The organism is Micromonospora sp. NPDC047740, from assembly GCF_043204735.1.
Lineage (GTDB): Bacteria > Actinomycetota > Actinomycetes > Mycobacteriales > Micromonosporaceae > Micromonospora.
On the sequence record NZ_JBIDCT010000008.1, the window covers coordinates 295945 to 321215 of the forward strand.

The window sequence follows — 25271 nt, forward strand, 5'->3', positions numbered from 1 at the left end:
GCTCGCTCCGTGGAACGACGGCCAGCTGAGTGTGTGTTGTCCATTACATGAACTGGCGGGGAGGTGTCCCCTTTATCGCCATACGTCGGGCGGGGCGTGATCGCGCCGGAACCTCCCCGTGACGGTCCCGTGATACGTCTCGTCCGATCTTGGAAGCCGGCCGGCGAGGGGCATGTGCCGGCCGCCGGCGTGGGCCGCGACGCGGTCAGCCGAGCTGGTAGTTGACGTGCGCGGACCAGCGGGCGAAGCCGAGCCGCTCGTAGAGGGCGACCGCGCTGGTGTTCGATTCGTCCACATAGAGCATGACCCGGTCCAGCCCGCGCCGGTCCCGCAGGTAGGCCAGGCCGGCGGTGGTGAGCGCCCGGCCGAGCCCGCCCCGGTGCGCGGCCGGGGACACCCCGAGCACGTAGACCTCGCCGATCGGGGCCGAGCCGGGCCGCTCGTGCACCTTGGTCCAGTGGAAGCCGAGCAGCCGGCCGGTGGACGACTCCACGGCGAGCAGGAAACCGGCCGGGTCGAACCACGGCTCGGCGAGGCGTACGCGCAGGTCCGCCGCGGTCCACCGACCCTGCTCGGGGTGTTCGGCGAAGGCGGCGTTGTTGAGCGCCAGCCACGCCTCGTCGTCCTCGCCGGGGCGGAAGGCGCGCAGCTCGACCCCGTCCGGCAGCACCGGCTCGGGCAGCGCGGCGGCCAGCGGGCGGCGCAGCTGCCAGAGCACCCGGGCGCGGGTGAAGCCCAGGTCGACCGCGAGCGCCGCGGCCGACGGGTGGTCGCCGTGGGCCCAGGCACGCAGCGGCCCGGAGGCCGCGGCCAGCACGCCCCGGGCCAGCGCCCGCCCGGTGCCGCGCCGCCGGTACGTCGGATGCACCACCATCTCCACCCCGATGCCGTTGGCCGGGTCGGTCGTGTCGAGGTGGGCGTACCCGGTCAGGGTGTTGTCGGTGGCCCGGGCGGTGAGGTGCACGGCGGGCGCCGCTGGCTCCCGCAGCCGGAGCAGCACGTGCTCGTCGAGCGGGTCGGCGCCGTCGGCGTCCCCGGCGACGCGGGCCAGTGCCAGCACCTCGGCCACCTCGACCGGCGCCAGCCGGTCGGCGCGGACGACACGATCAGCGGTCGGCTCGGTGCTGCTCATGCCGACGCCTCGCTGCGCTCGGCGTCGGCATGAGGCACTTTTGCGCTGAGCTGACGATTCGCTCGCTGACGCTCGCTCATGCCGACGCCTCGCTGCGCTCGGTGTCGGCATGAGGCACCACGGAGCTGTGCTGATGATTCGCTCGCCGGCGCTCGCTCATCCCGTCACGGTAGCGGGCCTCGGGCCGCCGATCATCCCCGACGCGGGCACCGGCCCATGGTGATCCTCACGTGGTCCCGGTGGGCAGGGCCTCCAGTTGGAACCGGCGCAGCAGCTCGGGCAGCAGGTACTGCAGGGCCTCGACGGTGCCTGACCGGTTGCCGCCGGCGTCGTGCATCAGCACGATCGAGCCGGGCTCGGTCTGAGTCAGCACCGTCTCGGTGATCTGCGCCGCGCCGGGCATCTGCCAGTCCACCGGGTCCACCGCCCAGTGCAGCGGGACCATGCCCAGGTCCTCGGCGACCGACACCACCCCGGACGTCCAGGCGCCCCCGGGCTGCCGGTAGTAGTCGACCCTCGCTTTCGGCGCGGCCGCCCGGATCGCCGCGTCGGTCCGCAGCAGGTCGTCCCGGATCGTCTCCGGCGACCGGTCGCCCAGACTCACGTCGTGGTTCCAGGAGTGGTTGCAGAGGGTGTGCCCCTCCGACACGATCGCCTGGACCAGGTCCGGGTGGCTGTCCACGTTTTCCCCCACCACGCAGAAGGTGGCCTTCACCCGGTACTCCCTGAGCAGGGCGAGCACCTGCGGGGTGTACTGCGGGTCGGGTCCGTCGTCGAAGGTCAGCGCGACCCGCGACGACCCGGTGGTGGTCATGGCGCCGTACGGCCCGTCGCCGGCACCCGGCTGGCGGTCCCGCCGGGACGGGCTCGGGCTGGCGGACGGCGAGGGGGAGGGTCGGGTGGTGACGGGTGGCTGATCGGCGTAGTGCGTGGCGTTGACGTTGGCGGTCGCCCCGGTGGGTGGGGGTTCCAGTTGGGCCATCAGACTGTGGCCGATCGCGAACGCCGAGCCGAGCAGCGCGGCCAGCACCACGGCCACGGTCGTGACCCGGCGGGTTGCTTTGGGCGACATCAGCGGCACCGCCCGTCGGGCTCGCTGTGTCGGCCTGTCGTCTTGTCCCTGATCCCCGTACGCACTGTGCCCCCTTTGCCCGAATTTGGCTCAGAATAAATCCGGCCAAGGGCACAAAAGGGTCAGAAGGGAGGAAGTCTCACGGAAGGGGGAAAGTGGAGACGTTTCCGATCAGACGGGCAGCGGAGCGGGCTCCGACTCCGGCAGCGAGCGCGACGGCGGCACGACGAACTTGTAGCCCACCTGGCGTACGGTGCCGATCATCGACTCGTACTCCGAGCCCAGCTTGGCGCGCAGCCGTCGGACGTGCACGTCGACCGTCCGGGTGCCGCCGAAGTAGTCGTACCCCCAGACTTCACGGAGCAGTTGGTCGCGGGTGAACACCCGGCCCGGGTGCTGGGCGAGGAACTTCAGCAGCTCGAACTCCTTGTAGGTGAGGTCGAGCGGGCGACCCTTGAGCTTGGCCGCGTAGGTGTCCGGGTCGATGGTGAGCTCGCCGGCCCGGATCGAGCCGCCGGCGCCGGCCGTCGCGTTGCTGAGCCGGCCGACCGCGAGCCGCAGCCGGGCCTCCACCTCGGCCGGGCCCGCCCCGGCCAGGATGACGTCGTCCACGCCCCAGTCGGCGTTGAGCGCGATCAGCCCGGCCTCAGTGACCACGGCGACCAGCGGCACCCCCAGCCCGGTGGCGTGCAGCATCCGGCAGGTCGCGCGGGCCTCGCTCAACTCGGAACGGGCGTCCACCAGGACGGCGTCCGGGGTCGGACCGGACACCAGCGTGCGGACGTCGCGGGGCGCCGTCCGGACCGAGTGCGGCAGCAGGTCGAGTGCCGGCAGCACCGCCGATGGTTCCCCTGCACGCGCGGTCACCAGCAGCAGGATCTCCACACGATCACCTCCGTCCCGGCGGCCTCGGCCGCGCGCGACCAGCGACACTCCCGGTAGCGGGTGGCGCTGCGAACTTGCGTGGGTCCCGGCGTCGCTGACGGGCGACTAACGGCTTGAGCGTAACGGATCGACCGGTCCACACCTCCGTAAGATTTCCCGTTTGCCCGATCTGCCCTCGATCGCGCCTCAGGTTTTAACGTTGCCGAAACCGTGACCTCCGCCGGAGCCGCCGGGTCTGGCACGATCGGGGCGTGTTTCCCTCGACCTCGCCGGACACGGGCCGTGACCCGTGGGCCGCCGACACGCGTCCGGGGCCGGCCGGCCCCTCCCGTGGCTACCCGCCGGGTCCGCGCACCGGTCCGGCCGACGGCGGGGAGCGGGGCGAGCGGACGGGCCCGCGCCGGCTCCGCAAGGGCGGCCCGGGGCGGCGCCCGGACCCCGAGTCCGCCGACGAGGTCGCGGAGGAGGTGCCCCCGGTCCCGGTACGCCGGCCGCTGGCGCTGACCGTCGCGGGCTTCGCCGCGCTGCTCGGCGTCGGCCTGGTGCTCGGCGCGCAGACCGCCGGCCCGGGGCACCGAATGCCCTTCGCATTCATCATCTTCGGCGTCCAACTGCTCTTCGTGCTCGCCTGGACAATGGCCATGCGCCCGCCCGCGCTGCTGGTGGTCGCGCTGGTCAGCGCCGGGGTGGCCGCGGTCGCCGACGCCGCGGCGGTGCAGACGGAGATCGCCGGCCTGGCCCCGCTCGGGTACGCCGCCGCCGGCGGCTTCGTGCTCGGCGTGCTCGGCCAGCTCGTCCGCCGGGTGGACCGGGTCCGGGTGACCGACTCGCTCGGCAGCACCCTGCTGATCGTGGTGGGCGTGGTCGCGTTCGCCAGCCTGATCGTGCTCAGTCGGATCCCGAAGGGCACCCAGGCGATGACGGTCTGCCTCACCGCCACCGGCGTCGCGCTCCTGGTGGCCCGGCTGACCGACGCGGTGGCGCCCTGGCCCCGGCTCGCCCCACAGGTGCCCCGGGGGGCCGCCGGCGTGGTCGTGGGCGCCATGCTCGGCACCCTGACCAGCGCGGTGTTCGGCAGCTACCTGGTCGGCTTCACCCCGACCAGCGCCGCCCTGGTTGGGCTGGTCACGGCGGCCACCGCCGTGCTGGCCGACCTCGCCGTCGGATACGCCGAGGCGGGCCGGCTGATGGCCGGCGAGCCGCCCACCATGTGGATCGCCCGCCACATGCAGGGGCCGCTGGGCGGCTTCGCGCTCGCCGCGCCGGCCGCGTACGCCATGTGCGTGCTCTTCCTCTGAGCGTGCGATTGGGGATTCCACGCCTCGGGTAAGTACCGTTGCGCCGCGAGACGGCGCGCGGCCGCGAGGGTCCCGCGCCGCCAGGCGGCGAACCGGCGAGGACAGGAGGCGGCGTGGCAGTGGCGTACCCGGCGTACGAGGACCGGCCCCGGCGACGGGGCCGCAAGGTGCTGATCGGTTTCGTCGTCCTGCTGCTGGTCCTGGCCGGGCTGCTGGTGGTCGCCGACCGGGTGGCCGCCGGGGTGGCCGAGCGCGCCATCGCCGACCAGGTGCGACAGGAGGTCGCCAAGCAGGACGTGCGGTCCGCGCCGCCGAAGGTCGACGTGGGCGGTTTCCCGTTCCTCACCCAGGTGGCCGCCGGCAGGTACCAGCACATCTCGATCGTGCTGACCGACGTGCAGGGCTCCGTGCAGGGCGACGCGGTCAGCGTGCCGCGGCTCGACGTGGATGCCCGCAACGTGACGGCGTCGCTGGACACCCTCCGCTCCGGGCGGGGCGACGTGATCGCCGAGAGCGTCGACGGTCGCGCCACCGTCGCGTACGACAGCCTGGCGAAGATGCTCGACCGGCCGGGGCTCACGCTCGGCGAGCGGGACGGCAAGCTCACGGTCACCGCTCCGGCGGACATCCTCGGTGTGAAGCTCACCGTCCACGGCACCGCCGACCTGACGGTCGCCGACGGCAACGTGGCGCTGCGGTTCAACGAACTGACCGCCGAGGGCCTGCCGAACCTGCCGCTGGCGAAGACGTTGCTGGCCAACTACGCCAGGAGCATCTCGGTCAAGGTGCCCCTGCCGGCGCTGCCGTTCCAGCTCAGCGTCCGCAAGGTGGAACCGAGGCCGGAGGGCCTGGTGGTCACCGCCAACGCGCAGCACGTGCCGATCAACTCCGCCGGCTGACCGGCTGGGCAGCGCCTCAGTCAACCGACGAATCCCTGCTCACGGCCCGACCACCGGTCGGGCCGTCGGCGTTCTCCGGGCCCGTGCCGCGTCCCGGATGCTGGTCGGACCGGTGGCGCAGGCCGGAGCGGCTGGTAGTCTCCCTCCTCATGGGGACGCTCCTCACCAAACGGCGCGCGGTCGACCTGTGCCGCGTGGCCACCTGCCTGTGTCGCCCCGTCATCTGACGGCGGGGCTGTCCTCGGCCGCCTAGCGGCCACCGGCACGCAGGGTCCGCGTACCCTCCGGTGTTCCCTTGATCGCCCGGCAGCGGCGCCGTCGCACGTACCCGTGATCCGTTCCTAGCTCTGGGTCCCGCGCGTGGTGCGACAACTACCGACTTCGATCTCCGCGCGCAGGCTCACCATCCGTCCTCACCAGGGAGTGATCTGATGAGTCGCGACACCGCACTCGTCTCGGCCGAGTGGGCCGAGAAGAACATCGACGCCCCGGGCGTCGTCTTCGTCGAGGTCGACGAGGACACGTCGGCCTACGACACCGGCCACATCGCCGGGGCGATCAAGCTCGACTGGAGGACCGACCTCCAGGACCCGGTGCGCCGGGACTTCGTCAACAAGGCTCAGTTCGAGGCGCTGCTCTCCGAGCGGGGCATCGCCAACGACGACGCCGTCATCCTCTACGGCGGCAACAACAACTGGTTCGCCGCGTACGCGTACTGGTACTTCAAGCTCTACGGCCACCGCGACGTCAAGCTGCTCGACGGCGGCCGCAAGAAGTGGGAGTTGGACGCCCGCCCGCTGGTCACCGACCGGGTGGAGCGCCCCAAGACGCAGTACGTCGCGAGCGAGCCGGACACCTCGATCCGTGCCTTCCGGGACGAGGTGGTCGACGCGATCGGCACCAAGAACCTGGTCGACGTGCGCAGCCCGGACGAGTACGCCGGTCGGCTGCTCGCCCCCGCCCACCTGCCGCAGGAGCAGGCCCAGCGGGCCGGCCACGTGCCGACCGCGATCAGCGTCCCGTGGTCCAAGGCGGCCAACGAGGACGGCACCTTCAAGTCCGACGACGAGCTGCGCAGGATCTACGCGGACGCCGGGCTGGACGACAGCCGGGAGACCATCGCGTACTGCCGGATCGGCGAGCGCTCCTCGCACACCTGGTTCGTCCTGCAGGAGCTGCTCGGCCACCGGAGCGTGAAGAACTACGACGGTTCGTGGACCGAGTACGGCTCGCTGGTCGGCGTGCCGGTCGCGCTTGGCGACGAGCCTGGGGAGGCGTGATCGAGATGACTGTTCCCACTGCAGCAACGGCTCCCACTGCCGCCGGTTGCGCCGCTCCGGACCAGGCCGCGCCGCTGCCGGCCAGCCTGGACCTGGAGAAGGAGACCGTCATCACCGGTCTGGTGAAGGCCGAGTCCGGCGAGGTCGTGCCGGGCGCGTACGTCCGGCTGCTCGACTCGACCGGCGAGTTCACGGCCGAGGTGGTGACTTCCCCGGCCGGCCAGTTCCGGTTCTTCGCCGCGCCGGGCACCTGGACCCTGCGGGCGCTCTCCCGACACGGCAACGGCGACACCGCCGTCGCCGCCGCCCGCGGGATCAACGAGGTGACCGTCACGGTCGCCGCCTGACCCACGCTCTGACCGGCCCGTGGCCCGTCGCCCTACCCCCCAAGGGCGGCGGGCCACGGGTCGTTCCGGGGCGCTCCCGCCCGGCCTGGCCGGGTCGGGACTGATCGACCGCGGGTCGGCGCTGTGGTGGGGTCGGCGGCCGTGGGACACCACCAGATCGGCGACCTGGCCCCGCCAGCCCGGCCGTGCTGGGCACGTGGGAGAGCGCACGCGGGTGGCGGTGCGGTCGCCGCCGCATGACACGATGGCCCGGTGAGTGGTGCTGTCCAGGCGGGCTACGCCCCGCCGACCCGTCCCGACCAGCCGGCCCCCGGCCGGCGTCGGCTGCGTTGGCTGCTGGCCGCGGCGGTGGCGTGGGCGGTGCTGCTCGCGGGGCTGACCTGGTGGTCGGTGCGCCATGACCCGCCGACCGTGAAGGAGCAGCGCAGCCTGGGCCAGGCGATTCCGGTGGTGGCTGGCGCGGTGGGGCGCCTGGTGGCCGCCGTGGACGGCGAGGCCTGGGAGTTGACCCCGGCCCAGGTGCGCCGGGGTTGCCGGGTCACCCCGTTGGCCGACGGGACGGCACTGATCCGGGGCCTGGACGTGCTGGTCGCCGCCGGCGGCGAGCGGGCCCTGCTGGAGCGGGTGGCGCAGCGGCTGCCAGCCGACTGGCGGGCCGGGGTCCACGTCGAATCGGGCCGCCCCCGGTTGCGCGCCGACGCGGGGGAGTTCGTGGCGGTCGACGGGCGGGTGGTGGCCGACGGGCGGGTCCGGCTCTCCGCCGCGACCGGCTGCCGGCCAGCCGACACCGAGTACGCCGAACTGCTGCCTGGACAGGCCGTCGGGCCGGAGCTGGCGGCGGCGCTGCGGGCGCTGGGGCGGGCCGCGCCGCCGGTCCCCGAGGTGGTCCTGGTGCCCTGCCCCGCGGGCAAGGCCGCCCAGACGATCAGCGTGGTGGCCGGGGCCACGCCGGCGTCGCTGGCGCCGCTGCGCCCGCTCGGCGCCGCCGTGGTCGACCGTCCCGACGGGTACGCGTACCGGACCGGGCGAGTCGTCGTGCTGGCCGACACCACCGGTGACCAGCTCCGGCTGGCCGCCTCGACCGGCTGCGCCGGCTGACCCGTCCTGTCGCGGGCCGCCCCGACCGGAGCGGGCCGCCCTGGCCGCGTGGCCGTCAGTGGCCGCGGCTCTCGTCGTGCGGGCTGCGGCTGCGGCCCAGGGCGTCCACCCGGCCCCACCGGCCGGGGATGTCGAGCACCTCCACCCGGCCCATCCCCTCGGGGAGGGCGGGGTCGATGATCAGGTGCTCACCCTGCGGCTCCAGGCCGAGCATCACCCGGAGCAGCAGCAGCGGAGTGCCGGACGACCAGGCCTGCGGGCTGCACGCGGTGGGGTACTGCACCGGGTAGTCGGTGAGGTCCCGCTCGTAGCCGGCGAACGCCTCGGGGAGCCGCCCCTCGAAGTAGCGGGACGCGCTGAGCATCGCGTCGCAGATCCGGCCGGCCTCCTCCCGGAAGCCGTACCTCATCAGGCCCCACGCGATGAACGAGTTGTCGAACGGCCAGACCGTGCCGACGTGGTACCCGATCGGGTTGTACCGGCCCTGGTCGTCCGCGAGGGTACGCACCCCCCACCCGGAGAAGAGGCGCGGCCCGAGCAGGTGCCGGGCCACGGCGGCCGCCCGTGACTCGTCCACGATGCCGCTCCACAGCAGGTGGCCGATGTTGGAGGAGAGGGCGTCGACGTGCCGCCCCTCCGGATCCAGGGCAAGCGCGTAGTACTCCTTCTCGGGGATCCAGAAGTCCCGGTTGAACCGCTCCTTGAGCGCCGCCGCCTCGCGTTCCAGCTGGTCGGCGTACGCGGGGTCGTTCCAGAACGTCCGGGCCAGCCGGGCGCCGCGCAGCTTGGCGTCGTACGCGTACCCCTGGAGTTCGCAGGTGGCCCGGGGAAACGCGGGCAGCCGGCCGTCGGCGTAGGAGACGGAGTTCCAGGAGTCCTTCCAGCACTGGTTCTGCAGGCCGGTCTCCGGGTTGCGGGTCATGTACCAGACGTATCCGGTGCCGAGCAGGTCGCCGTACGTGTCGATCCAGCTCAGCGCCGCCCGGGTCTCGTGCTCCAGTTGCCGGATCAGCGTGGTGTCCCCGGTCCACCGCTCGTACTCGTCGAGCAGGATCACGAAGAGCGCGGTGGAGTCGGCCGAGCCGTAGTACGGAGAGTGCGGCTGCTCGAGGAAGCCGGCAGTCTCCCCGTACCGCAGCTCGTGCAGGATCTTGCCGGGCTCCTCGTCCCGGAAGTCGTCCACCCGGCTGCCCTGCAGGCCGGCCAACATGAGGATGGTCGGTGGGACCAGCTCGGGCAGGAAGGGCAGCACCTGCAGCGAGGTGAAGATGCTGTCCCGGCCGAACAGGGTCATGAACCAGGGCAGGCCGGCGGCGAGCAGCCGTACCCCCAGCGCGATCGACTCGTACCGGAGGGCGGCCAGGTCGTTGAGGCTGCGCCGGTACGCCCCGGCCAGCGGCTGGCAGTCGCAGCCGAGTTTCGGGGCCCGCTCGATCAGCTCGTTCTGCTCGGCTTGGATCGCCGCGGCGGTGCGGTGCCCGCCCAGCGGCAGGGTGGTCCGGATGTCCTCCCCCCGGGCGCCGTAGATGATCGTGGTGACCTGCAGCCGGGTGGTCCACTCGCCGTGCGGACCGACGCGGATCCGGAAGGTCATGCCGCCCTCGTCGATGTCGCCCGGCGCGCTCGTGCTGATCACGGTCTCCCGGTGGAGATTCTCCCGCCGGTAGACGAGCCGGAGCTCGTTCGTCCCGGTGCCCGGGGTGGTGCGGCCCTTCTTCTGCCGCTGGTGCTTGATCTCGAAAACGTCCGCGAAGTCGGCGCCGATGTCGAGCCGGAGGTTGAACTCCTGCTCCTGACCGGCGTGGTTGAGCACGGTCAGCTCCTCCCCGAAGCTGCCGCCGATCGACCGGCTGCGGAGCACCGAGACCTTGGCGTCGAGGTAGTGCGTCGGCTCGCCGGGGACCAGGAAGAACCGGGTCCCGTACGACTGGGAGTCGTCGATGGAGAGCGGATGCAGCCGTTGGCCGTCGAGGGTGAGTATCCAGGTCGAGACGAACCGGGTGTCGAAGGAGAACAGCCCGGTGGGGAAGTCGAAGGACGGCTCGATGTCGCCGCGCTCGTCGCTGACCAGGAAGGTGTTGCCGTCCAGGATGCTGACCCGCGTCATTCCGACCGTCCGGCCTGTTCGCGGACGACCTCGCGGGCCACCTCGCGGGGGTCCCGGGTGCCGGGCGGGTCGGGGAAGAACCGGCGGAAGAGGAGGAACAGCAGTACGTTGCCGCTGAGCGTGGCCTCGTTGCGGAACACCGCCGCGAGGGCCGACTCGCGTCCGTCGGCCAGTTCCTCGAACAGGTCGGCGCCGACCGTGAAGGTGGCCTCGGCCGGCCGCTGCTCCCGGCTCACCTGGGCCGATCCGGGCGCCAGCTCCACGTACCAGTGCTCGGTGCGGTTGCCGGTGGTCAGGTCGATCTGGAGAGTGCCGGCGGTGGGGCCGCGCAGCACCGCCGGGGCACGCCTCGGCAGCGCCGCGAAGAACTGCTCGGTCGCCTGGCCCACATCCGAATCGTAGGCAGCAGCCGGACATGTCGGGCCAGTATCGGCTCTCCACCCAAGACGGACATTCTCCCAGTTCGGCTGGGAGGCCGTCAGTAGACCAGCGCCTGCGCGCCCTCGGCCATCGTCTCCTCGACGAAGACGGCTGCGCCGGCGATGCGTACGCCGGGGATGACGTCGCCCTGGCCGATGTCCCGCCGGGCGGCGCACTGCGTGCAGGCGGTGACCTTACCGGTGGCCAGGATCACGTGCAGCAGCTCGGCCAGCGGGGCGGAGTGCGGCAGCTCGAACTCCTGCGCCCGCCCGGGCAGCGCGAACCAGGTCGACTCCCCGGTGAGCCAGAGCGACACGTCGACCCCGGCGGCCGCCGCCGTGGCGGCAACGGTGAAGGCCTGGGCGCAGCGCTCGGGGGCGTCCGCCCCGGCGGTGGCCTTGACGACGAGAGTACGGGCCATGGCGCCCAGCATAGGATGGCCCGGATGGTTACCGAGATCGGGTTCGTCAGCCTGCTGGTCGCCGGCCTCGGCGCGCTCGCCGGGGGCCTGGTCTATCTGGCCGTGAAGATTTCGAGAGGAAAATGGTGAGCGCGAGGAGTGAGCCGGGTTTGCGAGCCCCGCAGTCGCGAACGAAGGTGGCCCCGTGAGCGCGAACACGTCGGACGACAACCCGCTTGCGCCGCCGCCGTGGCTGAACGCGCCGCCGGTCGACTCGTACCCTTACGAGGAGAGCCACGACCTGCGCGTCGGCCCGAAGCTGCACCGGAGCCTGGACGGCCTGCTGCCGTACATCGGGGTGTGGCGGGGGCGCGGCCGGGGCGGGTTCCCGACCATCGAGGACTTCGACTTCGCGCAGGAGATCCGGATCAGCCACGACGGCCGGCCGTTCCTGTTCTACGAGTCCCGCGCCTGGATCCTGGACGAGCAGAGCCGCCCGGTCCGCCCGGCCGGCCGTGAGGTCGGCTGGTGGCGCCCGGTGATGGACGGCGACCGGGTCACCGACGAGCTGGAAGCCCTGATGACCACGCCCAACGGCGTGATGGAGCTGCACATCGGCAAGCGCAAGGGCACCCAGATCGAGTTCGTCACCGACGCGGTGGTCCGGACGGCCACCGCCAAGGAGGTCACCGCCGGCGCCCGCCTCTTCGGCATCGTCGAAGGTGCCCTGCTGTACGCCCAGGAAATGGCCGCCATGGGCCAGCCCCTGAGCCCCCACCTCTCCGCCCGCCTCCTCCGCGTAGCCGGCTGACCCCACCGCTCCGTCCTGTTTCTCCCGTCGATCATGAGGTTGGCGGCGGTCTCCGATCCTGCCGCCAACCTCATGATCAACGCTGTGGATCGGCGGGGGGACGGGGGAAGCCTAGGAGGGTGAGCAGGGTGGGGGTTATGGCGGCGTGGGGGAGGGGGGTTCTGTCGAGGGACCTGACCGCCGTGAGGCCGCGGAGGGACGAGGTTAGCCAGACGCCGTCGGCGGTCGCCAGCTCGGCCGGGGTGACCAGGCGTTCCTCGGCGGTCAGGCCCAGCTCGGGGGCGTGGTCGAGGAGCCAGCGGGCGGTCACGCCGGGCAGCACCCCGGTGGCCGCCGCCGCCACCGTGCACAGCGTCGTACCGGCCAGCCAGACCACGTTCGCGCTCGGCCCCTCCAGCACGTATCCGTCGGTGGAGACCCAGAGCACGTCGTCCACGCCGGCCCGGGCCGCCCAACGGCGCGCCGCGGTGCTCACGGCGTACGAGGTGGACTTCACACCGACCGGCAGCCAGCCCAGCTCGGGGCGGGACCGGGCGGCCACCCCGAGCGGCAGGGTGGCTACCGTCACCCCGTCCCGCCGGGCTCGCCGGGCCTCGGCCGGCACCTCGCCCAGCGTGGCGTACACGGTCGGCGGGCCATCGCCCTCCGGTCCTCGGGTGCAGACCAGCCGCAGCGCCCCCTCCACCTCGGCCGGCCAGCCGGCCCGGATCTCGTCGAGCAACGCGACCAGCACGTCGGCGGGCGGGAGCGCCAGGGCGATCGCCGCCGCGCCGGCCCGCAGCCGGGCCAGGTGGGCGTCGCGCAGCCAGGGCTCCCCGCCGCGCAGGTGCATGGTCTCGAAGAGGCCGTCCCCGTGCAGCACGCCCCGGTCGTCGCCGCGCAGCACCGCCTCCCCGGCCGGTATGACGCCCCGACCCAGCACGGCCACCCGCGATGCCCCCACGAGCGCCGAGGGTAGCCGGGTACCACCGCGGCGACCGGACCGGCGCGGCGGCCGAACTATGATCGGACGGTGTCCGAATCCTCCCTCGCGGAACTGCTCCGCTCCCGTGGGCTGCGGCTGACGGCGCAGCGGCAGCTCGTCCTGCAAGCGGTCATGGACCTGGGGCACGCCACGCCGGAGCAGGTCCACACGGCGGTCCGGGAGGTGGCCGCCGGGGTCAACATCACCACCATCTACCGGACGCTCGAGCTGCTGGAGCGGCTCGGGCTGGTGACACACACCCACCTGTCCCACGGCTCGCCGACCTACCACGCGGCGGGCGAGCACCAGCACGTCCACCTGGTCTGCCGGGAGTGCGGCGCGATCGACGAGATCGAGCCCGAGCTGCTCCGCCCGCTCGCCGACCAGTTGGCCGCGCAGCGGGGGTTCCAGGTGGACATCGGGCACGTGGCGCTCTTCGGCGTCTGCGGCCAGTGCGAGGACGGGGGACGCAAATGATCGACATCGCGGGAGCGGTGGCCGCCGAGGCGATCGACGAGGAGACCCGGGAGCAGCCGGAGCCGGTGCACCGGGCGGCCGGGGTCGGCCCGGTGGCCGCTCACTACGGCGACCCGCTGCGCGAGCAGCGCACCCTGGCCACCGGCGTCGGCCTGGTCGACCGGTCGCACCGGGGCGTCGTGGCGGTGCCGGGCGAGGAGCGGATCGGCTGGCTGCACACCCTGACCAGCCAGCACCTCGCCGGGCTGGGCGCCTGGCAGGGCACCGAACTGCTCGTCCTCTCCCCGCACGGGCACATCGAGCAGCACGCCATGGTCGCCGAGGACGGCGAGACCACCTGGCTGGACACCGAACCGGGGATGACCAGCGGGCTGCTGTCGTACCTGGAGAAGATGCGGTTCTTCAGCAAGGTCGAGCCGCGCGACGCCACCGCCGACCACGCGCTGCTGTCGCTGGTCGGGCCGGAGGCCACCGGCGCGCTCGAGGCCCTCGGCGTCAGCGGGCTGGCCGCGCCGGACGTGGTAGCGGTGCCGGGTCCGAAGTTCCGCTCCGGTGATCTGCCGGCGCGGCCCTCCGTGGTGTACGACGTCCGGCCGCTGCCGATCGGCGGGTGGGCCCGGCGGGTGCCGCTCGGCGTGGACCTGCTGGTGCCCCGCGACGCGATGACCCAGGTGGTGGACGAGCTGCGGGGCGCCGGCGTGCCGGTGGCCGGGTTGTGGGCGTACGAGGCGATCCGGGTGGCCGCCCGGCAGCCCCGGGCCGGGGTGGACAGCGACCATCGCACCATCCCGGCCGAGGTCGACCTGATCGCGCCGGCCGTACACCTCGACAAGGGCTGCTACCGGGGGCAGGAGACGGTGGCCCGGGTGCACAACCTGGGTAGGCCGCCGCGCCGGCTCGTCCTGCTGCACCTGGACGGGGTGACCACGGACCAGTTGCCGGCCGCCGGGGCTCCGGTGACCCTGGACGGCCGGACGGTCGGTTTCGTCGGCACCGCGGTGCAGCATTACGAGCTGGGCCAGATCGCCCTCGCCGTGGTGAAGCGCAACGTCGCCGACGACGCCCGACTGCTGGTCGGCGAGACCGCCGCCGCCATCGACGCGTCGTAAGCCTGCCTTACTGGAGGTCGCAAGCCGGAAATCTTTCGGCTCTATGGGTCAACGGGCACGATTCTTCCGCCTGGCCGCCTGCCGGCCATCGACCGGAGGCGGGTGGGCCGTCTAGGATCGCCAGCATGACCACTGGGACGTTGATCACGGTTGCCCCCACCGGTGCGGAGTCGGCCAAGGCGGACGTGCCGGCGCTGCCGGTGACGCTCGACGAGCTGCTGCTGACCGCCAAGGAGTGCGAGGCCCTCGGCGCCGCCGTGATCCATGTCCACATCCGCGACGACGAGGCGAAGCCCACCCTCGACCAGGGGCGGCTGCGCGAGACCGTCGCGGCGCTGCGCGAGACCACCGACCTGATCGTGCAGCTCTCCTCCGGCGGTGCGGTGACCGACCCGGAGGCCGACCGGCTGGCCGTGCTGGACGCCGGCCCGGACATGGCCTCCTGCACCATGGGCACGGTCAACTTCGGTGATGACGTCTTCCTCAACCGCTGGGAGTTCATCGTCGCCCTGCACACCCGGATGCAGGAGAAGGGCATCGTCCCCGAGTACGAGATCTTCGACCTCGGCCACCTCACCGCCCTCCAGCGCCTGCTCGGCAAGTACGGCCTGCCGCACGGCGGGCACGTGCACGTCGACTTCGTGATGGGCGTGCCGGGCGGCATGCCGGGCACCACGGCGACCCTGGTCGCGGCCGAGCAGATGCTGCGCGACCTGCCGGCGGGCACCACCTTCTCGGCCACCGGGATCGGCCGCAGCACCATCCCGGTGCTGCTCGCCTCCCTCTCGGCCGGCGGTCACCTGCGGGTCGGCATGGAGGACACGGTCACCTACGCCAAGGGCCGGCCGGTCGAGTCCAACATGCAACTGGTCGCCCGGGCGGTCGGCTTCGCCCAGCTCGCCCAGCGCCCGCCGCTGACGACCACCGAGGCCCGGCAGCTCCTCGGCATGTAAGCCGCGGCAAGCCCTACACCCCTGTACGCCCGCGGTCGACGCCGCTGGTCACCCCGGTGACGGGCCCGCCGGACCCGTCGGTACCGTCCACCTCGTGGGAAAGACGTACGAGGGCGGCGTGCCGCTCGCCGAGGTGGTCCGGTCCGGATTCGTGGAGGGCGTCCACCGTGGTTCCGTGGCGGTGCTTGACGCCGCCGGCGCGCCGGTGGCCGGGGCGGGGGACCCGACCTCGCCGATCTTCCCCCGCTCGTCCAACAAGCCGATGCAGGCGATCGGGATGCTCCGGGCCGGCCTGCCGCTGACCGAACCGGCCGACGTGGCGCTGGTCTCGGCCAGCCACGCCGGCGAGGAGTTCCATGTGGAGCGGGTCACCGCGCTGCTGCGCGGCGCCGGCCTGACCGAAGAGGCGCTGCACTGCCCGCCGGACCTGCCGGTCGGCGAGGCCGCCCGGGAGGCGGTGCTGCGGGCCGGGGGCGGGCCGACGCGGACCCGGATGAACTGCTCCGGCAAGCACGCCGGGATGCTGCTGACCTGCCTCGCCGCCGGCTGGCCACTGGACGGCTACTGGCGGCCCGAGCACCCGCTCCAGCAGCGGCTGACGGCCGCCGTCGAGGAGTGCACCGGGGAGAGGGTGGCGGCCGTCGGGGTGGACGGCTGCGGCGCGCCGGTGCTCGCCGTGTCGCTGACCGGGCTGGCCCGGGCGTACCTGCGGCTGGTCTCCGCCGAGCCCGGCACCGTGGAGCGGACCGTGGCCGACGCCATGCGGTCGTACCCGGAGCTGGTGGGCGGCACCCAGGCGGACGACACCCGGCTGATGCGCGGCGTGCCCGGGCTGCTGGCGAAGGTCGGCGCGGAGGGTGTCATCGCGGCGGCGGTCCCGGGGGTCGGCGCGGTGGCTCTCAAGATCGATGATGGCGCCGGGCGGGCCCGAATGCCGGTGTTGGTGAGCGCGCTGCGCCGGCTCGGCGTCGAGGCCCCGGTGCTGGCCGAGTACGCCGAGCTGCCGCTGCTCGGCGGCGGCCTGCCGGTCGGTGGGGTCCGCGCCGTCTGGTGACGCACGCGGCGGCGGCTCAGGGCAGGAAGTCGAGCAGGGCGGCGTTGACCGGTTCGGGGCGTTCGAGCGGCAGCAGGTGGGCGGCGTCCGGGACGTCCGGTAGGCGCACCCCGTGCGGGGCCTCGGCGGCGATCCGGTCGGCGAGCCGGCGGAGGTCCGCGACGTCGTCCGCGCCGGTGCCGACCAGCACCGGCATGGCCAGCTCACCCAGCCGGTCGATCGCCGGCGGGTCGAGTTCGCTCACCTCGACGGCGCTGAGGGCCAGTTCGGCGGCGAGTGCCCGACGGTCCATCTCGTCGGCGAACCGGATCAGCTCCGGATCGACGTCCTCCGGGCGGCGGGTCGGGCCGACCACCCAGAACCGCACCTCGCCGGCCGCGGTCGCGGCGAAGTCCTCCGGGTCCGCCTCGCCGACCAGCTCGTCCCAGAGCTGTTCGGTCTCCTCGGACCACTCATTGCCGGACACCGGGGCGCCGAACAGGGCCAGCGCGGAGACCCGGTCCGGGTAGGCCAGTGCGGTGTCCACCGCCACCTTGCCGCCGAACGAGGAGCCCACCAGGGCGGCACGCGTGACGCCCAGGGCGTCCAGCAGCCCGATCACGTCGTCGTGGTGCGCGAACGGGGCCGGGGGCAGTTCGGAGTCGCCGTAGCCGCGCAGGTCGGGGACGATCACCCGGTGCCGGGCGGCGAGCGCGGGCAGTTGGCCCCGCCACATCCGCCGGTCGGCGATGCCGGCGTGGAGCAGCACCACCGGGCTGCCGCTGCCAGCCTCGTCGTACGCGAGCACCGCACCATTCACGTCGATCTTGAGCACGGGGGAACCGTACGGACCCGACAGCCGGGACGCAACCGGCTATCTGAGACCCTGCTAACTCTGGCTAGCATTCTGCTTGCAGTAGCTAGCACCCCGCGCTAGCGTGGAGTCATGGCCACCGGTAAGGAGCTACCCGACGTCGGCGGGTTCATTCGGGATCTGCGCCGCAACGCGAAGATCTCCCTGCGGCAGCTCGCCGAGCAGGCCGGCGTCAGCAATCCGTACCTCAGCCAGATCGAGCGCGGACTGCGCAAGCCGAGCGCCGAGGTGCTCCAGCAGCTCGCCAGCGCGCTGCGCGTCTCGACCCCGGCGATGTATTTGCGCGCCGGGCTGCTGGACGCCAATCAGGGGCAGGGCGTGCTCGCGGCGATCGCCGTCGACCCCGAGCTGACCATGGCCCAGAAACAGTCCCTCACCCAGATCTACGAGACGTTCCGCCGGGAGAACGCCCGGCTCGCCGAGGCGACCGCCGCGGCGCAGGGCGCCGCCGAGCCGGCCCCGGCCACCGAGCCGACCCCGTCGGCCGGCGTGCCGGGCGAGGCGCCACCGACCGCGGCCACCATCACGCCGGCCACCGCTGGCCCCGCGACGCCGGACGGCACGCCGACCGAGGGCGTCCTCGAGTCGGTCGCCGTCACCGAGGCGGGTCCCGCGCCCGCCCCGACCGCCGCCGATCCCGAGAAGAAGACCGCCCACCGGGTGGTCCGGAAGGCCGCCGGTGCGGCCGAGGAGGAGAAGTCATGACCCAGCCGAAGACCAACCGCATTCCGGCCCCGCTCTACGCCGCCGCCGGCGCCGGCGAGCTGGCCCTCGAGCAGCTCCGCAAGCTGCCCACCGTGGTCAGCGACCTCGGCACCCGGGTCGTCGCCGAATTCGGCGGCAAGGCTGTCGTGACCGGCGTCGAGCTGCGCCAGAAGGCCACCGAGACGCTGAAGAGCGCCAACGAGACGCTGAAGACCGCAACCGCGACCGGGCTGCGGGAGAAGGCCGTCCCGACCGACCTCGACCTGGACAAGTTCCGTGAGGCCGCCGGCCGCAACGCCGCCGCCGTCCTGGCCGGCGCCCAGGAGCGGGCCCAGGCCGCGTCGGCCCGGGCCGTGGCCGCGTACGCCGAGCTGGTCGCCCGCGGTGAGCGGGTCGTCGGCGCAGGCGTGCTGGAGGCCGCGGACACGGTGAACGCCGACATCGAGGCGACCGGGGCCGTCACCACGCCGGCCGCCAAGCCGGCCGAGGTGCCGACCCCGACCGAGGTGGCCGAGGCCGTCGAGGCCAAGCCGGCCGCCGTGAAGCGCACCCGGGCCACCAAGGCCACCGCCACCAGGGCCACCGCGGCGAAGCCGGCGACCCCGTCGGCGAAGCTGCCGAAGACCACGAAGCGGACCCGCCCCGCGGCCGAGTGAGTCGAACCTGGACCGAGACCCCGGACAGCGTCCTGTAGGACGTTTTCCGGGGTCTCGGCATAAGCTTGCCGGCATGGCCTATGCCGCGCCGATCTTCGCGTTCGAAGTCCGCTACGTGATCGAGCTGATCCTGCTCGTCTTCGCCCTGGTCATCGAGGCTGTCGCCCTGGTCCATGCGATCACCCAGCGCTCCGACGCGTTCGCCGCGATCGGCACCCTGCCCAAGGGCGGCTGGATCGCCATCCTGGCGGTCTGCCTGGTGCTCACCCTGCTCGGGGTCGGGGGCGGGGTGCTGAGCATCTTTACCCTGATCGGCATCGCGGCGGGTCTGATCTATCTGCTGGACGTCCGGGTCGGCTTGCGTGACCTGCACGACGGCCGAGGTTCCTGGTGAGGAGTTTCCGCTGGCCCCCGCCGCCGGACGGCGGTCCCCGCACCTGGGGGCCGGGGCCCGGCGCGCCCCGCACCGGCCGGCCGGCGCTGCCCGAACCGGAGACCGAGCTGGTCGCCACCCCGCATGGCGTACGGCTGGAGCGGCTGGTCACCGGCACCGGTGACCCGGTGACGGTGTTCGCCCACGGGCTCGGCAACGGGATCGCCACCACCCGCCCGTTCGGCAGCGGGGTCACCGGCCGCAAGATCTTCTTCCAGTTCCGCGGGCACGGCCGCTCCGACTCGCCGCCCGGGCCGTGGAACTACCTCGACCTGGCCCGCGACCTGCGGGCGATCGCCGACCTCGGCGGCGCCGCCCGGGCCTTCGGGGCGAGCCTGGGCGCCGGCGCGCTGTGCCGGCTGCTCGCCGAGAGCCCGGAACGCTTCGAGAAGCTGGTCTTCTTCCTCCCCGCCGTGCTGGACAGCCCGCGCGGTGAGGTGGCCCGGGCCCGGCTGACCGACCTGCTCGACGCGGTGGCGGAGGGGGACGCCTCGGCCCTGGCCGACGTGGTGTCGCTGGAACTGCCGCCGGCCGTCCGCAACAGCCCGGCCGGCTGGGCCTACCTGCGGCAACGGCTGGACCAGCTGCTCCGCGACGGGCTCGCGCCGGGGCTGGCCAGCCTGCCGGACCAGGCCCCGCTGCGGACCGCCGACGCGCTCGCCGGGGTCACCGCTCCGGCGCTGGTGATCGGCTGCGCCGGCGACGACCTGCACCCGGTGCCGGTCGCCGAGCAGTTGGCCGCCGCGCTCCCGCAGGCCACCCTGCACGTGTACGACCGCCCGGGCGTCCTCTGGTCGGAACGCGCCGACCTGCGGGACCGGATCTCGACGTTCCTCAACGGGTAACCTGCCCGGCATGGGCGTCACACACCACGGCCGTACGCATCGCCTCGACCTTGCCGACCCCACCCTGCGGGAGTGGACGTGCACGGTGCTGGCGGCCGATCCCGGGCAGGGCATCGTGCTGGACCGGTCGGCCTTCTATCCGGGCGGCGGCGGGCAGCCGCCGGACCACGGGGTGCTGCTCTGGCAGGGGGTGCAGACCCGGATCGTGGGCACCCGCAAGGGCGACGACCTCTGGCTCATCCCGGCCGAGGGTGATCCGCTGCCGCCGGTCGGCACCGCCGTCACCGGCGCGGTCGAGGACGTCCGGCGGACCATGCTGATGCGTACCCACTCCGGCCTGCACGTGCTCTGCGGGGTGGTCTTCCGGGACTTCGGCGCGCTGGTCACCGGCGGCAACATGGAACCCGGCGAGGCCCGGATGGACTTCAACCTCCCCGCGGTGCCGTCCGACTTCAAGTCGCGGATCGAGGAGCTGGTCAACGCCGAGGTGGCCGCCGACCGGTCGGTCGCCGTGCGGGTGCTGCCCCGGGCGGAGGCGCTGGCCCTGCCGGACATCATCCGTACCCAGTCCAATCTGATCCCGGCGGACGAGCAGGAGGTCCGGATCGTCGACATCGTCGGGCTGGACGTGCAGGCCGACGGGGGCACCCACGTCGCCTCCACCGCCCAGATCGGCAAGGTCCAGGTGGTCAAGGTGGAGAGCAAGGGCCGGGCCAACCGCCGGGTCCGCGTCCGCCTGGTGGACTGACGCGACTCCCGGCGCGTGCCGCGCGCCGGGAGCCGTGGATCAGACGTTGGGCTGGTTGCCGCACCGTGCCGTCAGCGTGCGAGCAGGTCGGGCGGCAGGTGGGCGGCCCGGACGTCGAGCAGCCAGCGCTCCACGGTCTCCTCGTCGGGCCGCTCCGGGAGCGGCGTACGGATCTGGTCGAAGTCCCGCTCGGCCGCCGTGACCAGCGCCTCCGCCTCGTCCAGCGCGCCGCCCGCGACCCGCTCGCCGAACGCCCGGAACCACTCCGGGTCGGCCAGCCGGATCTCCAGCACCCCGGTCGCGTAGAGCACCCGGCCCTGGTGCAGCAGCCGGGCCAGGTGCCGGGCGTGCTTCGCCGACCGCCGCCGGCCACCCGTTGACGAGTCTCGCCCGGCCAGCTTCCGGAACTGTTGGGTGGCGTAACCGAGGTAGGCGTCCCGGACCCGGGGGGCGCTGAGGAAGGCCGAGCGGATGGCGATCAGTCGCTCGCCGAACTCCGTCCGCGTCTCGTAGCAGTCGTCCGGCAGCCACATCAGCTCGGTGGCGGTCGGGTTGCCGCTCAAGGCGAGACGACAGTATTTCGCCGCCTCGTGTTGCGTGACGTCGGGCTCGGTGGTGACCACCGATTCCCGGGGCGGGTGCAGACCGTGGAAGGCGACGGTCGGAGCGGCGAACACGCCGATCCGGTCCACGTCCGATCCTGGTCCGGCCAGCACGTACGCGACCGAGCCGACGATCCCGGAGAGCAGCAGGTGCATGCCGGTCATGATGGCGGATCCGATGCACACCGAAAACCGGACTTCCGCTGTCAGGTATCGCTGGCATCGTCGTCCGCATGAGCCAACCGCTGACAGGGAAGATCGCACTCGTCGCCGGGGCGACCCGGGGCGCCGGCCGGCAGATCGCCGTCCAGCTCGGTGCCGCCGGGGCGACCGTCTACGCCACCGGCCGCAGCACCCGGGAGCGCCGCTCCGAGCTGGACCGGCCGGAGACCATCGAGGAGACGGCCGAGCTGGTCACGGCCGCCGGGGGCGCCGGCATCGCGGTCCCCGTCGACCACCTCGACCCCGACCAGGTACGCCGCCTGGTCGACCGGATCGACGCCGAGCAGGGCCGGCTGGACGTGCTGGTCAACGACATCTGGGGCGCCGAGCCGTTCATCACCTGGGAGACGCCGCTCTGGGAGCAGCCGCTCGATGACGGTCTGCGCGCGCTCCGGCTCGCCATCGACACGCACATCATCACCAGTCACTTCGCGCTGAAGCTGCTGGTGCGCAACCCCGGCGGCCTGGTCGTGGAGGTCGGCGACGGCACCACCGAATACAACGCGTCGAACTACCGGGTCTCGTTCTTCTACGACCTGGCGAAGACCGCGGTGAACCGGCTGGCGTTCGCTCAGGCCCATGAGCTGCGCCAGCACGGCGCGACCGCGGTCGCGCTCACCCCCGGCTGGCTGCGTTCCGAGAACATGCTGGAGCTGTTCGGCGTCACCGAGGAGAACTGGCAGGACGCCCTGGAGAAGCAACCGCACTTCGCCATCTCGGAGACGCCCGCGTTCGTCGGACGCGCGGTTGCGGCCCTCGCCGCCGACCCGGACCGGGCCCGGTGGAACGGAAGGTCCGTCTCCAGCGGCGAGCTGGCCCAGGTGTACGGCTTCACCGACCTCGACGGCAGCCGTCCCGATGCCTGGCGCTATCTGGTCGAGGTGCAGGACCCGGGGAAGCCGGCCGACGTCACCGGTTACCGCTGACCGCCGGCGCGGCGGTGCCGAGCCCTGCCGACGTCGCCGGGTCCGGCTCCAGGTAGAGCGCGGCCGCGCGACGGGCCGCCTCGGCGAACCGCTCGCGCAGCTCCGGCGGGTCGAGCACCTCCACCTCGGGGCCGAGCGAGAGCAGTTGGGCGTACGCCACCGCGACGGACTCGACGGGCAGCCGGAGCACCATCCGACCCTGCCCGTCGGGCCCCTCGGCGGCGCCGACCGCCTCGTCGTACACGAAGGGTGCGTCGGCGAGGTGCCGGAGCGCGCGCAGGCCGGCGGGGCTGAGCCGGACGCTGACCTCGGCCCGGAGCATGTCCCGCAGGAACGCCTCGGCCTGCTCCCGCCAGTACGCCCCCAGGTCGAAGCCCTCGTCCCGGTCGAAGGTCGCCCCGCCCACCTCGACGCCGACCACCCGGTCCACCCGGTACGTCCGGTACCCGTCGCCGACCCGGCCGACCAGATACCAGACCCCGCTCTTCAGCACCAGCCCGTACGGCTGGACGGTGCGGGTCACCTCCCGCTCGCCCCGGCGGTAGCGCAGCTCGACGACCCGGTCCCGCCAGACCGCCCGGGCCAGCTCGGTCAGCCATGCGGGCGGCTCGCTCTGCCGGAACCAGCCCGGCACGTCGAGGTGGAACCGCTGCCCGGTCCGGGCCGGCGCGTCGCGGAGGCTCGGCGGGAGCGCGGCGAGCACCTTCAGCTCGGCGCCGGCGACCGCGTCGGCCAGCCCCATGTCGCCGGCCGGTCCGGGCAGCCCGGCCAGGAAGAGCACCTCCGCCTCGTCCCTGGTCAGCCCGGTCAGCCGGGTCCGGTAGCCGCCGAGCAGGCGGTACCCGCCGGCCCGGCCCCGGTCCGCGTAGACCGGCACCCCGGCGGCGGAGAGCGCCAGCACGTCCCGGTAGACGGTGCGCTCGGAGACCTCCAGCTCGCGGGCCAGCTCGGCCGCGGTCATCGTCTCCCGCGACTGCAGCAGCAGCACGAGGGAGATCAGCCGGGAGGCACGCATCCGACCATCCTGCCCGAGTTCGCGCGACCAGGGTTGCCGCAGGCGACGACTACGCTGTCGGGTCGTGGACGTACCCCGCCTCGCCGCGCCGGTGACCGGCGCCGCCACCCGCTTCCTCGCCGGCGCCGGTCTGCTGCTGCGCGGCATCGGCCTCTACGTCCGCAGCCCCGGGCTCATGCTGCTCGGCGTCGTCCCGGCGCTCATCTCCGGCGTGCTCTTCGTCGCCGCGTTCGCCACCCTGCTCTATTTCGTGGACGACCTCGCCGCGCTGGTCACCCCGTTCGCAGACGACTGGTCGGGGGCCTGGCGGGGTCTGGTCCGGGTGATCGCCGGGCTGGCGATCGTGGGCCTGGCCGGCCTGCTCGGGGTGCTCACCTTCACCGCGGTCACCCTGGCCCTCGGCGACCCGTTCTACGAGAAGATCTCCGAGCGGGTCGAGGACCGGCTCGGCGGCACCCCGGGCGCGGTCGAGGTGCCCTTCTGGGCCTCGGTGCGCCGCAGCATCGTCGACTCGCTGCGGCTGCTGGCGGTCTCCGTGCTGGTCGGCGTACCTCTCTTCGCGGCCGGCTTCATCCCGGTGGTCGGGCAGACGGTCGTCCCGGTGCTCGGCGCGGCGGTGGGTGGCTGGTTCCTCGCCCTGGAGTTGGTCGGCGCGGCCTTCTACCGCCGGGGGATGGGGCTGCCGGAGCGCCGGTCACTGCTCAAGGCCGACCGACCGACCACCCTGGGCTTCGGCGTGGCCGTCTTCGTGTGCTTCCTGATCCCGCTCGGCGCGGTGCTGGTCATGCCGGCCGCCGTCGCCGGCGCCACCCTGCTCGCCCGCCGGTCGCTCGGCCAGTCCGTCGAGTAGTCTCCCCGGGCCGTGCCAGGCGGCCGTCGGGTCGCTGGCGGCCTCAGGTGAGTTCGCGTAGGCAGGACCACTGGGTGGCCACCGGCCGGTAGCCGAGCCGGGCGTTGACCGCCAGCATCGGCGCGTTCGCCCCGTCGTTCGAGGTGTACGCGACGCGGACGCCCCCGAGCGCGGCCCGGTGCAGCGCGGCCCGCTTGACCAGCCTGGCCAGGCCGCGGCCCCGGTGTCCGGGCACCGTGCCGGTGAATGCCGACCACATCCGGTCGCCGTCCCGCTTGACCAGGCTGACCGCGGCCAGCGTGCCGTCCACCTCGGCCACCGTGCTGGCGGCCCGGTCCAGCCCCGGGTTGTCCCAGACCTCGTGGTGCCAGATGTCGTAGCCCATGGCGTCCGTCGGGACGTCGCCCGGTTCGTCCAGCGACGACTCGGCGTCCACCTGGTGGATCCGGCGCGGGTCCAGCTCGGCGGCCGGGAGCAGCCGTACGCCTGGCGGCGGCTCGGGCATCGGCGGGGCCGGCTGCAGGTCGAGCGCGGAGTAGCGCAGCTCCCGGCTGGGCGTGAAGCCGTGCCGGCGGGCGAACGGCAGGGACTCGGGCTGGGACCAGGTGAGCACCCGCCGCGCGCCGATGACGCGCTGGTGACCGAGCGCGGCCGCCAGGAGCGCGGTGCCGGCACCCTGACCTCGGTACGCCGGATGCACGTGCAGGGTGGAAACCTCCCCGACGTCCGGCTCCGAGGTCTGGCTGTTCCGGTACGCCGACGTCCAGCCGACCACCTGCCCGTCCGCCTCGGCCACCCAGGCGGTCCAGTCCTCCTCGGGCGGCGGCTGGGCGATCATGCGTCGGGTCGACTCGACGCCGCGTACCAGGTACGGGTGCACGACCGCGCGGAGGGCCACGACGCCCGGCGCGTCGTCGGGGCGGGCGGGACGGATCACAGGCACGGGCTGACGGTAGCCGCAGCTTCCGGAACGCGCGACGGGTTAATGGCGCCCACTTTCGCCTGTAGATGGAAAAAGTCGTGCACGGTCCAGCAAAACTTTCGTCTCTTGCATCTGTCCTTTGTGTTTCACGGCCGTTAAGGTCCCGCGTAGAAGCTGGTCGATCGGGT

30 protein-coding genes are annotated in these 25271 nt (G+C 73.3%); 19 read left to right on the top strand and 11 right to left on the bottom strand.

Annotated elements, in window-relative coordinates:
- Positions 1-205: 205 nt before the first annotated feature.
- The 3 genes from mshD to ACGF4F_RS17550 all read right to left on the bottom strand — a co-directional run bounded on the left by mshD (position 206) and on the right by ACGF4F_RS17550 (position 3089).
- A complete protein-coding gene (gene mshD, locus ACGF4F_RS17540) occupies positions 206-1132 on the bottom strand; it encodes a mycothiol synthase (RefSeq protein ID WP_393078370.1) in 927 nt (308 codons plus the stop codon).
- Between the two features lie 226 nt (positions 1133-1358).
- Entirely contained in the window at positions 1359-2204 is an 846-nt protein-coding gene (locus ACGF4F_RS17545) for a polysaccharide deacetylase family protein (protein ID WP_393078373.1), read from the bottom strand.
- A gap of 171 nt (positions 2205-2375) precedes the next feature.
- Positions 2376-3089: a response regulator transcription factor gene (locus tag ACGF4F_RS17550; RefSeq protein WP_357443449.1), complete on the bottom strand. Its 714-nt coding sequence runs from the start codon at positions 3087-3089 to the stop codon at positions 2376-2378.
- A 251-nt stretch (positions 3090-3340) separates the two neighbouring features.
- On the opposite strand from ACGF4F_RS17550, the gene ACGF4F_RS17555 reads away from it, so the two are divergent.
- From ACGF4F_RS17555 to ACGF4F_RS17580, 6 genes are all read left to right on the top strand, one after another.
- Positions 3341-4387: a hypothetical protein gene (locus ACGF4F_RS17555; protein ID WP_357443451.1), complete on the top strand. Its 1047-nt coding sequence runs from the start codon at positions 3341-3343 to the stop codon at positions 4385-4387.
- A gap of 113 nt (positions 4388-4500) precedes the next feature.
- Positions 4501-5286 (top strand): DUF2993 domain-containing protein, encoded by a 786-nt coding sequence (locus ACGF4F_RS17560; RefSeq protein ID WP_393078378.1) that lies wholly within the window; start codon positions 4501-4503, stop codon positions 5284-5286.
- A 149-nt stretch (positions 5287-5435) separates the two neighbouring features.
- Positions 5436-5513 carry an Ms5788A family Cys-rich leader peptide gene (locus ACGF4F_RS17565; protein WP_311202345.1) on the top strand — a complete coding sequence of 26 codons (78 nt, stop codon included), beginning with the start codon at positions 5436-5438 and terminating at the stop codon, positions 5511-5513.
- 204 nt (positions 5514-5717) lie between these two features.
- Positions 5718-6566, top strand: coding sequence for a sulfurtransferase (locus tag ACGF4F_RS17570; RefSeq protein WP_073834489.1), 849 nt, complete (start codon positions 5718-5720; stop codon positions 6564-6566).
- A 5-nt stretch (positions 6567-6571) separates the two neighbouring features.
- Entirely contained in the window at positions 6572-6913 is a 342-nt protein-coding gene (locus ACGF4F_RS17575; protein WP_357443455.1) for a DUF1416 domain-containing protein, read from the top strand.
- A gap of 252 nt (positions 6914-7165) precedes the next feature.
- Positions 7166-8011 (top strand): hypothetical protein, encoded by an 846-nt coding sequence (locus ACGF4F_RS17580; RefSeq protein WP_393078381.1) that lies wholly within the window; start codon positions 7166-7168, stop codon positions 8009-8011.
- A gap of 55 nt (positions 8012-8066) precedes the next feature.
- Here the strand turns inward: ACGF4F_RS17580 and ACGF4F_RS17585 are convergent, their stop codons facing one another.
- From ACGF4F_RS17585 to ACGF4F_RS17595, 3 genes are all read right to left on the bottom strand, one after another.
- Complete coding sequence (locus ACGF4F_RS17585; RefSeq protein WP_393078384.1) at positions 8067-10118, bottom strand: glycogen debranching N-terminal domain-containing protein; 2052 nt, start codon at positions 10116-10118, stop codon at positions 8067-8069.
- Entirely contained in the window at positions 10115-10507 is a 393-nt protein-coding gene (locus ACGF4F_RS17590) for an SCP2 sterol-binding domain-containing protein (protein ID WP_357443461.1), read from the bottom strand. Before ACGF4F_RS17590 ends, ACGF4F_RS17585 begins: the two co-directional genes overlap by 4 nt.
- An 89-nt stretch (positions 10508-10596) precedes the next feature.
- Positions 10597-10971, bottom strand: coding sequence for a DsrE family protein (locus tag ACGF4F_RS17595; RefSeq protein ID WP_073834485.1), 375 nt, complete (start codon positions 10969-10971; stop codon positions 10597-10599).
- Positions 10972-10983: 12 nt separating this feature from the next.
- Between ACGF4F_RS17595 and mtfM the strand changes: the two genes are divergently transcribed.
- Both mtfM and ACGF4F_RS17605 read left to right on the top strand, forming a co-directional pair.
- Complete coding sequence (gene mtfM, locus ACGF4F_RS17600) at positions 10984-11088, top strand: small membrane protein MtfM (RefSeq protein ID WP_274534545.1); 105 nt, start codon at positions 10984-10986, stop codon at positions 11086-11088.
- Positions 11089-11143: 55 nt separating this feature from the next.
- Positions 11144-11749, top strand: a complete 606-nt coding sequence (locus ACGF4F_RS17605; protein ID WP_393078388.1) for an FABP family protein — start codon at positions 11144-11146, stop codon at positions 11747-11749.
- Between the two features lie 76 nt (positions 11750-11825).
- On the opposite strand, the gene ACGF4F_RS17610 is transcribed toward ACGF4F_RS17605, so the two are convergent.
- Complete coding sequence (locus tag ACGF4F_RS17610; RefSeq protein ID WP_393078391.1) at positions 11826-12692, bottom strand: aminotransferase class IV; 867 nt, start codon at positions 12690-12692, stop codon at positions 11826-11828.
- Positions 12693-12761: 69 nt separating this feature from the next.
- Between ACGF4F_RS17610 and ACGF4F_RS17615 the strand changes: the two genes are divergently transcribed.
- The 4 genes from ACGF4F_RS17615 to ACGF4F_RS17630 all read left to right on the top strand — a co-directional run bounded on the left by ACGF4F_RS17615 (position 12762) and on the right by ACGF4F_RS17630 (position 16306).
- Positions 12762-13190, top strand: coding sequence for a Fur family transcriptional regulator (locus ACGF4F_RS17615; protein WP_073834482.1), 429 nt, complete (start codon positions 12762-12764; stop codon positions 13188-13190).
- Positions 13187-14299, top strand: a complete 1113-nt coding sequence (locus ACGF4F_RS17620) for a YgfZ/GcvT domain-containing protein (protein WP_393078394.1) — start codon at positions 13187-13189, stop codon at positions 14297-14299. Before ACGF4F_RS17615 ends, ACGF4F_RS17620 begins: the two co-directional genes overlap by 4 nt.
- 125 nt (positions 14300-14424) lie before the next feature.
- Positions 14425-15252 (top strand): 3-keto-5-aminohexanoate cleavage protein, encoded by an 828-nt coding sequence (locus ACGF4F_RS17625; RefSeq protein WP_357443470.1) that lies wholly within the window; start codon positions 14425-14427, stop codon positions 15250-15252.
- Between the two features lie 94 nt (positions 15253-15346).
- Positions 15347-16306 (top strand): asparaginase, encoded by a 960-nt coding sequence (locus ACGF4F_RS17630; protein ID WP_357443472.1) that lies wholly within the window; start codon positions 15347-15349, stop codon positions 16304-16306.
- A gap of 16 nt (positions 16307-16322) precedes the next feature.
- Here the strand turns inward: ACGF4F_RS17630 and ACGF4F_RS17635 are convergent, their stop codons facing one another.
- Complete coding sequence (locus tag ACGF4F_RS17635) at positions 16323-17120, bottom strand: alpha/beta fold hydrolase (RefSeq protein ID WP_393078398.1); 798 nt, start codon at positions 17118-17120, stop codon at positions 16323-16325.
- A 111-nt stretch (positions 17121-17231) separates the two neighbouring features.
- Here ACGF4F_RS17635 and ACGF4F_RS17640 point away from each other — a divergent pair, with 111 nt between their 5' ends.
- From ACGF4F_RS17640 to ACGF4F_RS17660, 5 genes are all read left to right on the top strand, one after another.
- The gene (locus ACGF4F_RS17640) at positions 17232-17864 is read left to right on the top strand and encodes a helix-turn-helix domain-containing protein (protein WP_393078401.1); all 633 of its coding nucleotides are present in this window, start codon (positions 17232-17234) and stop codon (positions 17862-17864) included.
- Positions 17861-18520: a hypothetical protein gene (locus ACGF4F_RS17645; RefSeq protein ID WP_393078403.1), complete on the top strand. Its 660-nt coding sequence runs from the start codon at positions 17861-17863 to the stop codon at positions 18518-18520. Before ACGF4F_RS17640 ends, ACGF4F_RS17645 begins: the two co-directional genes overlap by 4 nt.
- Before the next feature lie 73 nt (positions 18521-18593).
- The gene (locus ACGF4F_RS17650) at positions 18594-18914 is read left to right on the top strand and encodes a DUF2516 family protein (protein WP_073834475.1); all 321 of its coding nucleotides are present in this window, start codon (positions 18594-18596) and stop codon (positions 18912-18914) included.
- Positions 18911-19798 carry an alpha/beta hydrolase gene (locus tag ACGF4F_RS17655; RefSeq protein WP_357443480.1) on the top strand — a complete coding sequence of 296 codons (888 nt, stop codon included), beginning with the start codon at positions 18911-18913 and terminating at the stop codon, positions 19796-19798. Before ACGF4F_RS17650 ends, ACGF4F_RS17655 begins: the two co-directional genes overlap by 4 nt.
- 10 nt (positions 19799-19808) lie before the next feature.
- Entirely contained in the window at positions 19809-20546 is a 738-nt protein-coding gene (locus tag ACGF4F_RS17660; RefSeq protein WP_357443482.1) for an alanyl-tRNA editing protein, read from the top strand.
- A 71-nt stretch (positions 20547-20617) separates the two neighbouring features.
- On the opposite strand, the gene ACGF4F_RS17665 is transcribed toward ACGF4F_RS17660, so the two are convergent.
- On the bottom strand, positions 20618-21304 hold the full coding sequence (locus ACGF4F_RS17665; RefSeq protein WP_393078448.1) for a DNA polymerase beta superfamily protein: 687 nt from the start codon (positions 21302-21304) through the stop codon (positions 20618-20620).
- Positions 21305-21381: 77 nt separating this feature from the next.
- Here ACGF4F_RS17665 and ACGF4F_RS17670 point away from each other — a divergent pair, with 77 nt between their 5' ends.
- Positions 21382-22296 carry an SDR family oxidoreductase gene (locus ACGF4F_RS17670; RefSeq protein ID WP_357443484.1) on the top strand — a complete coding sequence of 305 codons (915 nt, stop codon included), beginning with the start codon at positions 21382-21384 and terminating at the stop codon, positions 22294-22296.
- Here the strand turns inward: ACGF4F_RS17670 and ACGF4F_RS17675 are convergent.
- Positions 22280-23311, bottom strand: a complete 1032-nt coding sequence (locus ACGF4F_RS17675; protein WP_393078408.1) for a helix-turn-helix transcriptional regulator — start codon at positions 23309-23311, stop codon at positions 22280-22282. The two genes, ACGF4F_RS17670 and ACGF4F_RS17675, sit on opposite strands and share 17 nt — an antisense overlap.
- A gap of 64 nt (positions 23312-23375) precedes the next feature.
- Here ACGF4F_RS17675 and ACGF4F_RS17680 point away from each other — a divergent pair, with 64 nt between their 5' ends.
- Positions 23376-24161, top strand: coding sequence for an EI24 domain-containing protein (locus tag ACGF4F_RS17680; protein ID WP_357443488.1), 786 nt, complete (start codon positions 23376-23378; stop codon positions 24159-24161).
- Between the two features lie 43 nt (positions 24162-24204).
- Here ACGF4F_RS17680 and ACGF4F_RS17685 read toward each other — a convergent pair whose 3' ends face one another.
- On the bottom strand, positions 24205-25104 hold the full coding sequence (locus ACGF4F_RS17685; RefSeq protein ID WP_393078411.1) for a GNAT family N-acetyltransferase: 900 nt from the start codon (positions 25102-25104) through the stop codon (positions 24205-24207).
- Between the last annotated feature and the right edge of the window lie 167 nt (positions 25105-25271).

What these genes read in the sequence shown, in the direction of transcription:
- ACGF4F_RS17565 (WP_311202345.1), top strand. Translation starts at nt 5,436, where the DNA reads ATGGGGACGCTCCTCACCAAACGGCGCGCGGTCGACCTGTGCCGCGTG.
- mshD (WP_393078370.1), bottom strand. Translation starts at nt 1,132, where the DNA reads ATGAGCAGCACCGAGCCGACCGCTGATCGTGTCGTCCGCGCCGACCGG.
- ACGF4F_RS17585 (WP_393078384.1), bottom strand. Translation starts at nt 10,118, where the DNA reads ATGACGCGGGTCAGCATCCTGGACGGCAACACCTTCCTGGTCAGCGAC.
- ACGF4F_RS17620 (WP_393078394.1), top strand. Translation starts at nt 13,187, where the DNA reads ATGATCGACATCGCGGGAGCGGTGGCCGCCGAGGCGATCGACGAGGAG.
- ACGF4F_RS17575 (WP_357443455.1), top strand. Translation starts at nt 6,572, where the DNA reads ATGACTGTTCCCACTGCAGCAACGGCTCCCACTGCCGCCGGTTGCGCC.
- ACGF4F_RS17570 (WP_073834489.1), top strand. Translation starts at nt 5,718, where the DNA reads ATGAGTCGCGACACCGCACTCGTCTCGGCCGAGTGGGCCGAGAAGAAC.
- ACGF4F_RS17595 (WP_073834485.1), bottom strand. Translation starts at nt 10,971, where the DNA reads ATGCTGGGCGCCATGGCCCGTACTCTCGTCGTCAAGGCCACCGCCGGG.
- ACGF4F_RS17670 (WP_357443484.1), top strand. Translation starts at nt 21,382, where the DNA reads ATGAGCCAACCGCTGACAGGGAAGATCGCACTCGTCGCCGGGGCGACC.
- ACGF4F_RS17660 (WP_357443482.1), top strand. Translation starts at nt 19,809, where the DNA reads ATGGGCGTCACACACCACGGCCGTACGCATCGCCTCGACCTTGCCGAC.
- ACGF4F_RS17645 (WP_393078403.1), top strand. Translation starts at nt 17,861, where the DNA reads ATGACCCAGCCGAAGACCAACCGCATTCCGGCCCCGCTCTACGCCGCC.
- mtfM (WP_274534545.1), top strand. Translation starts at nt 10,984, where the DNA reads ATGGTTACCGAGATCGGGTTCGTCAGCCTGCTGGTCGCCGGCCTCGGC.
- ACGF4F_RS17665 (WP_393078448.1), bottom strand. Translation starts at nt 21,304, where the DNA reads ATGCACCTGCTGCTCTCCGGGATCGTCGGCTCGGTCGCGTACGTGCTG.
- ACGF4F_RS17650 (WP_073834475.1), top strand. Translation starts at nt 18,594, where the DNA reads ATGGCCTATGCCGCGCCGATCTTCGCGTTCGAAGTCCGCTACGTGATC.
- ACGF4F_RS17625 (WP_357443470.1), top strand. Translation starts at nt 14,425, where the DNA reads ATGACCACTGGGACGTTGATCACGGTTGCCCCCACCGGTGCGGAGTCG.
- ACGF4F_RS17545 (WP_393078373.1), bottom strand. Translation starts at nt 2,204, where the DNA reads ATGTCGCCCAAAGCAACCCGCCGGGTCACGACCGTGGCCGTGGTGCTG.
- ACGF4F_RS17675 (WP_393078408.1), bottom strand. Translation starts at nt 23,311, where the DNA reads ATGCGTGCCTCCCGGCTGATCTCCCTCGTGCTGCTGCTGCAGTCGCGG.
- ACGF4F_RS17640 (WP_393078401.1), top strand. Translation starts at nt 17,232, where the DNA reads ATGGCCACCGGTAAGGAGCTACCCGACGTCGGCGGGTTCATTCGGGAT.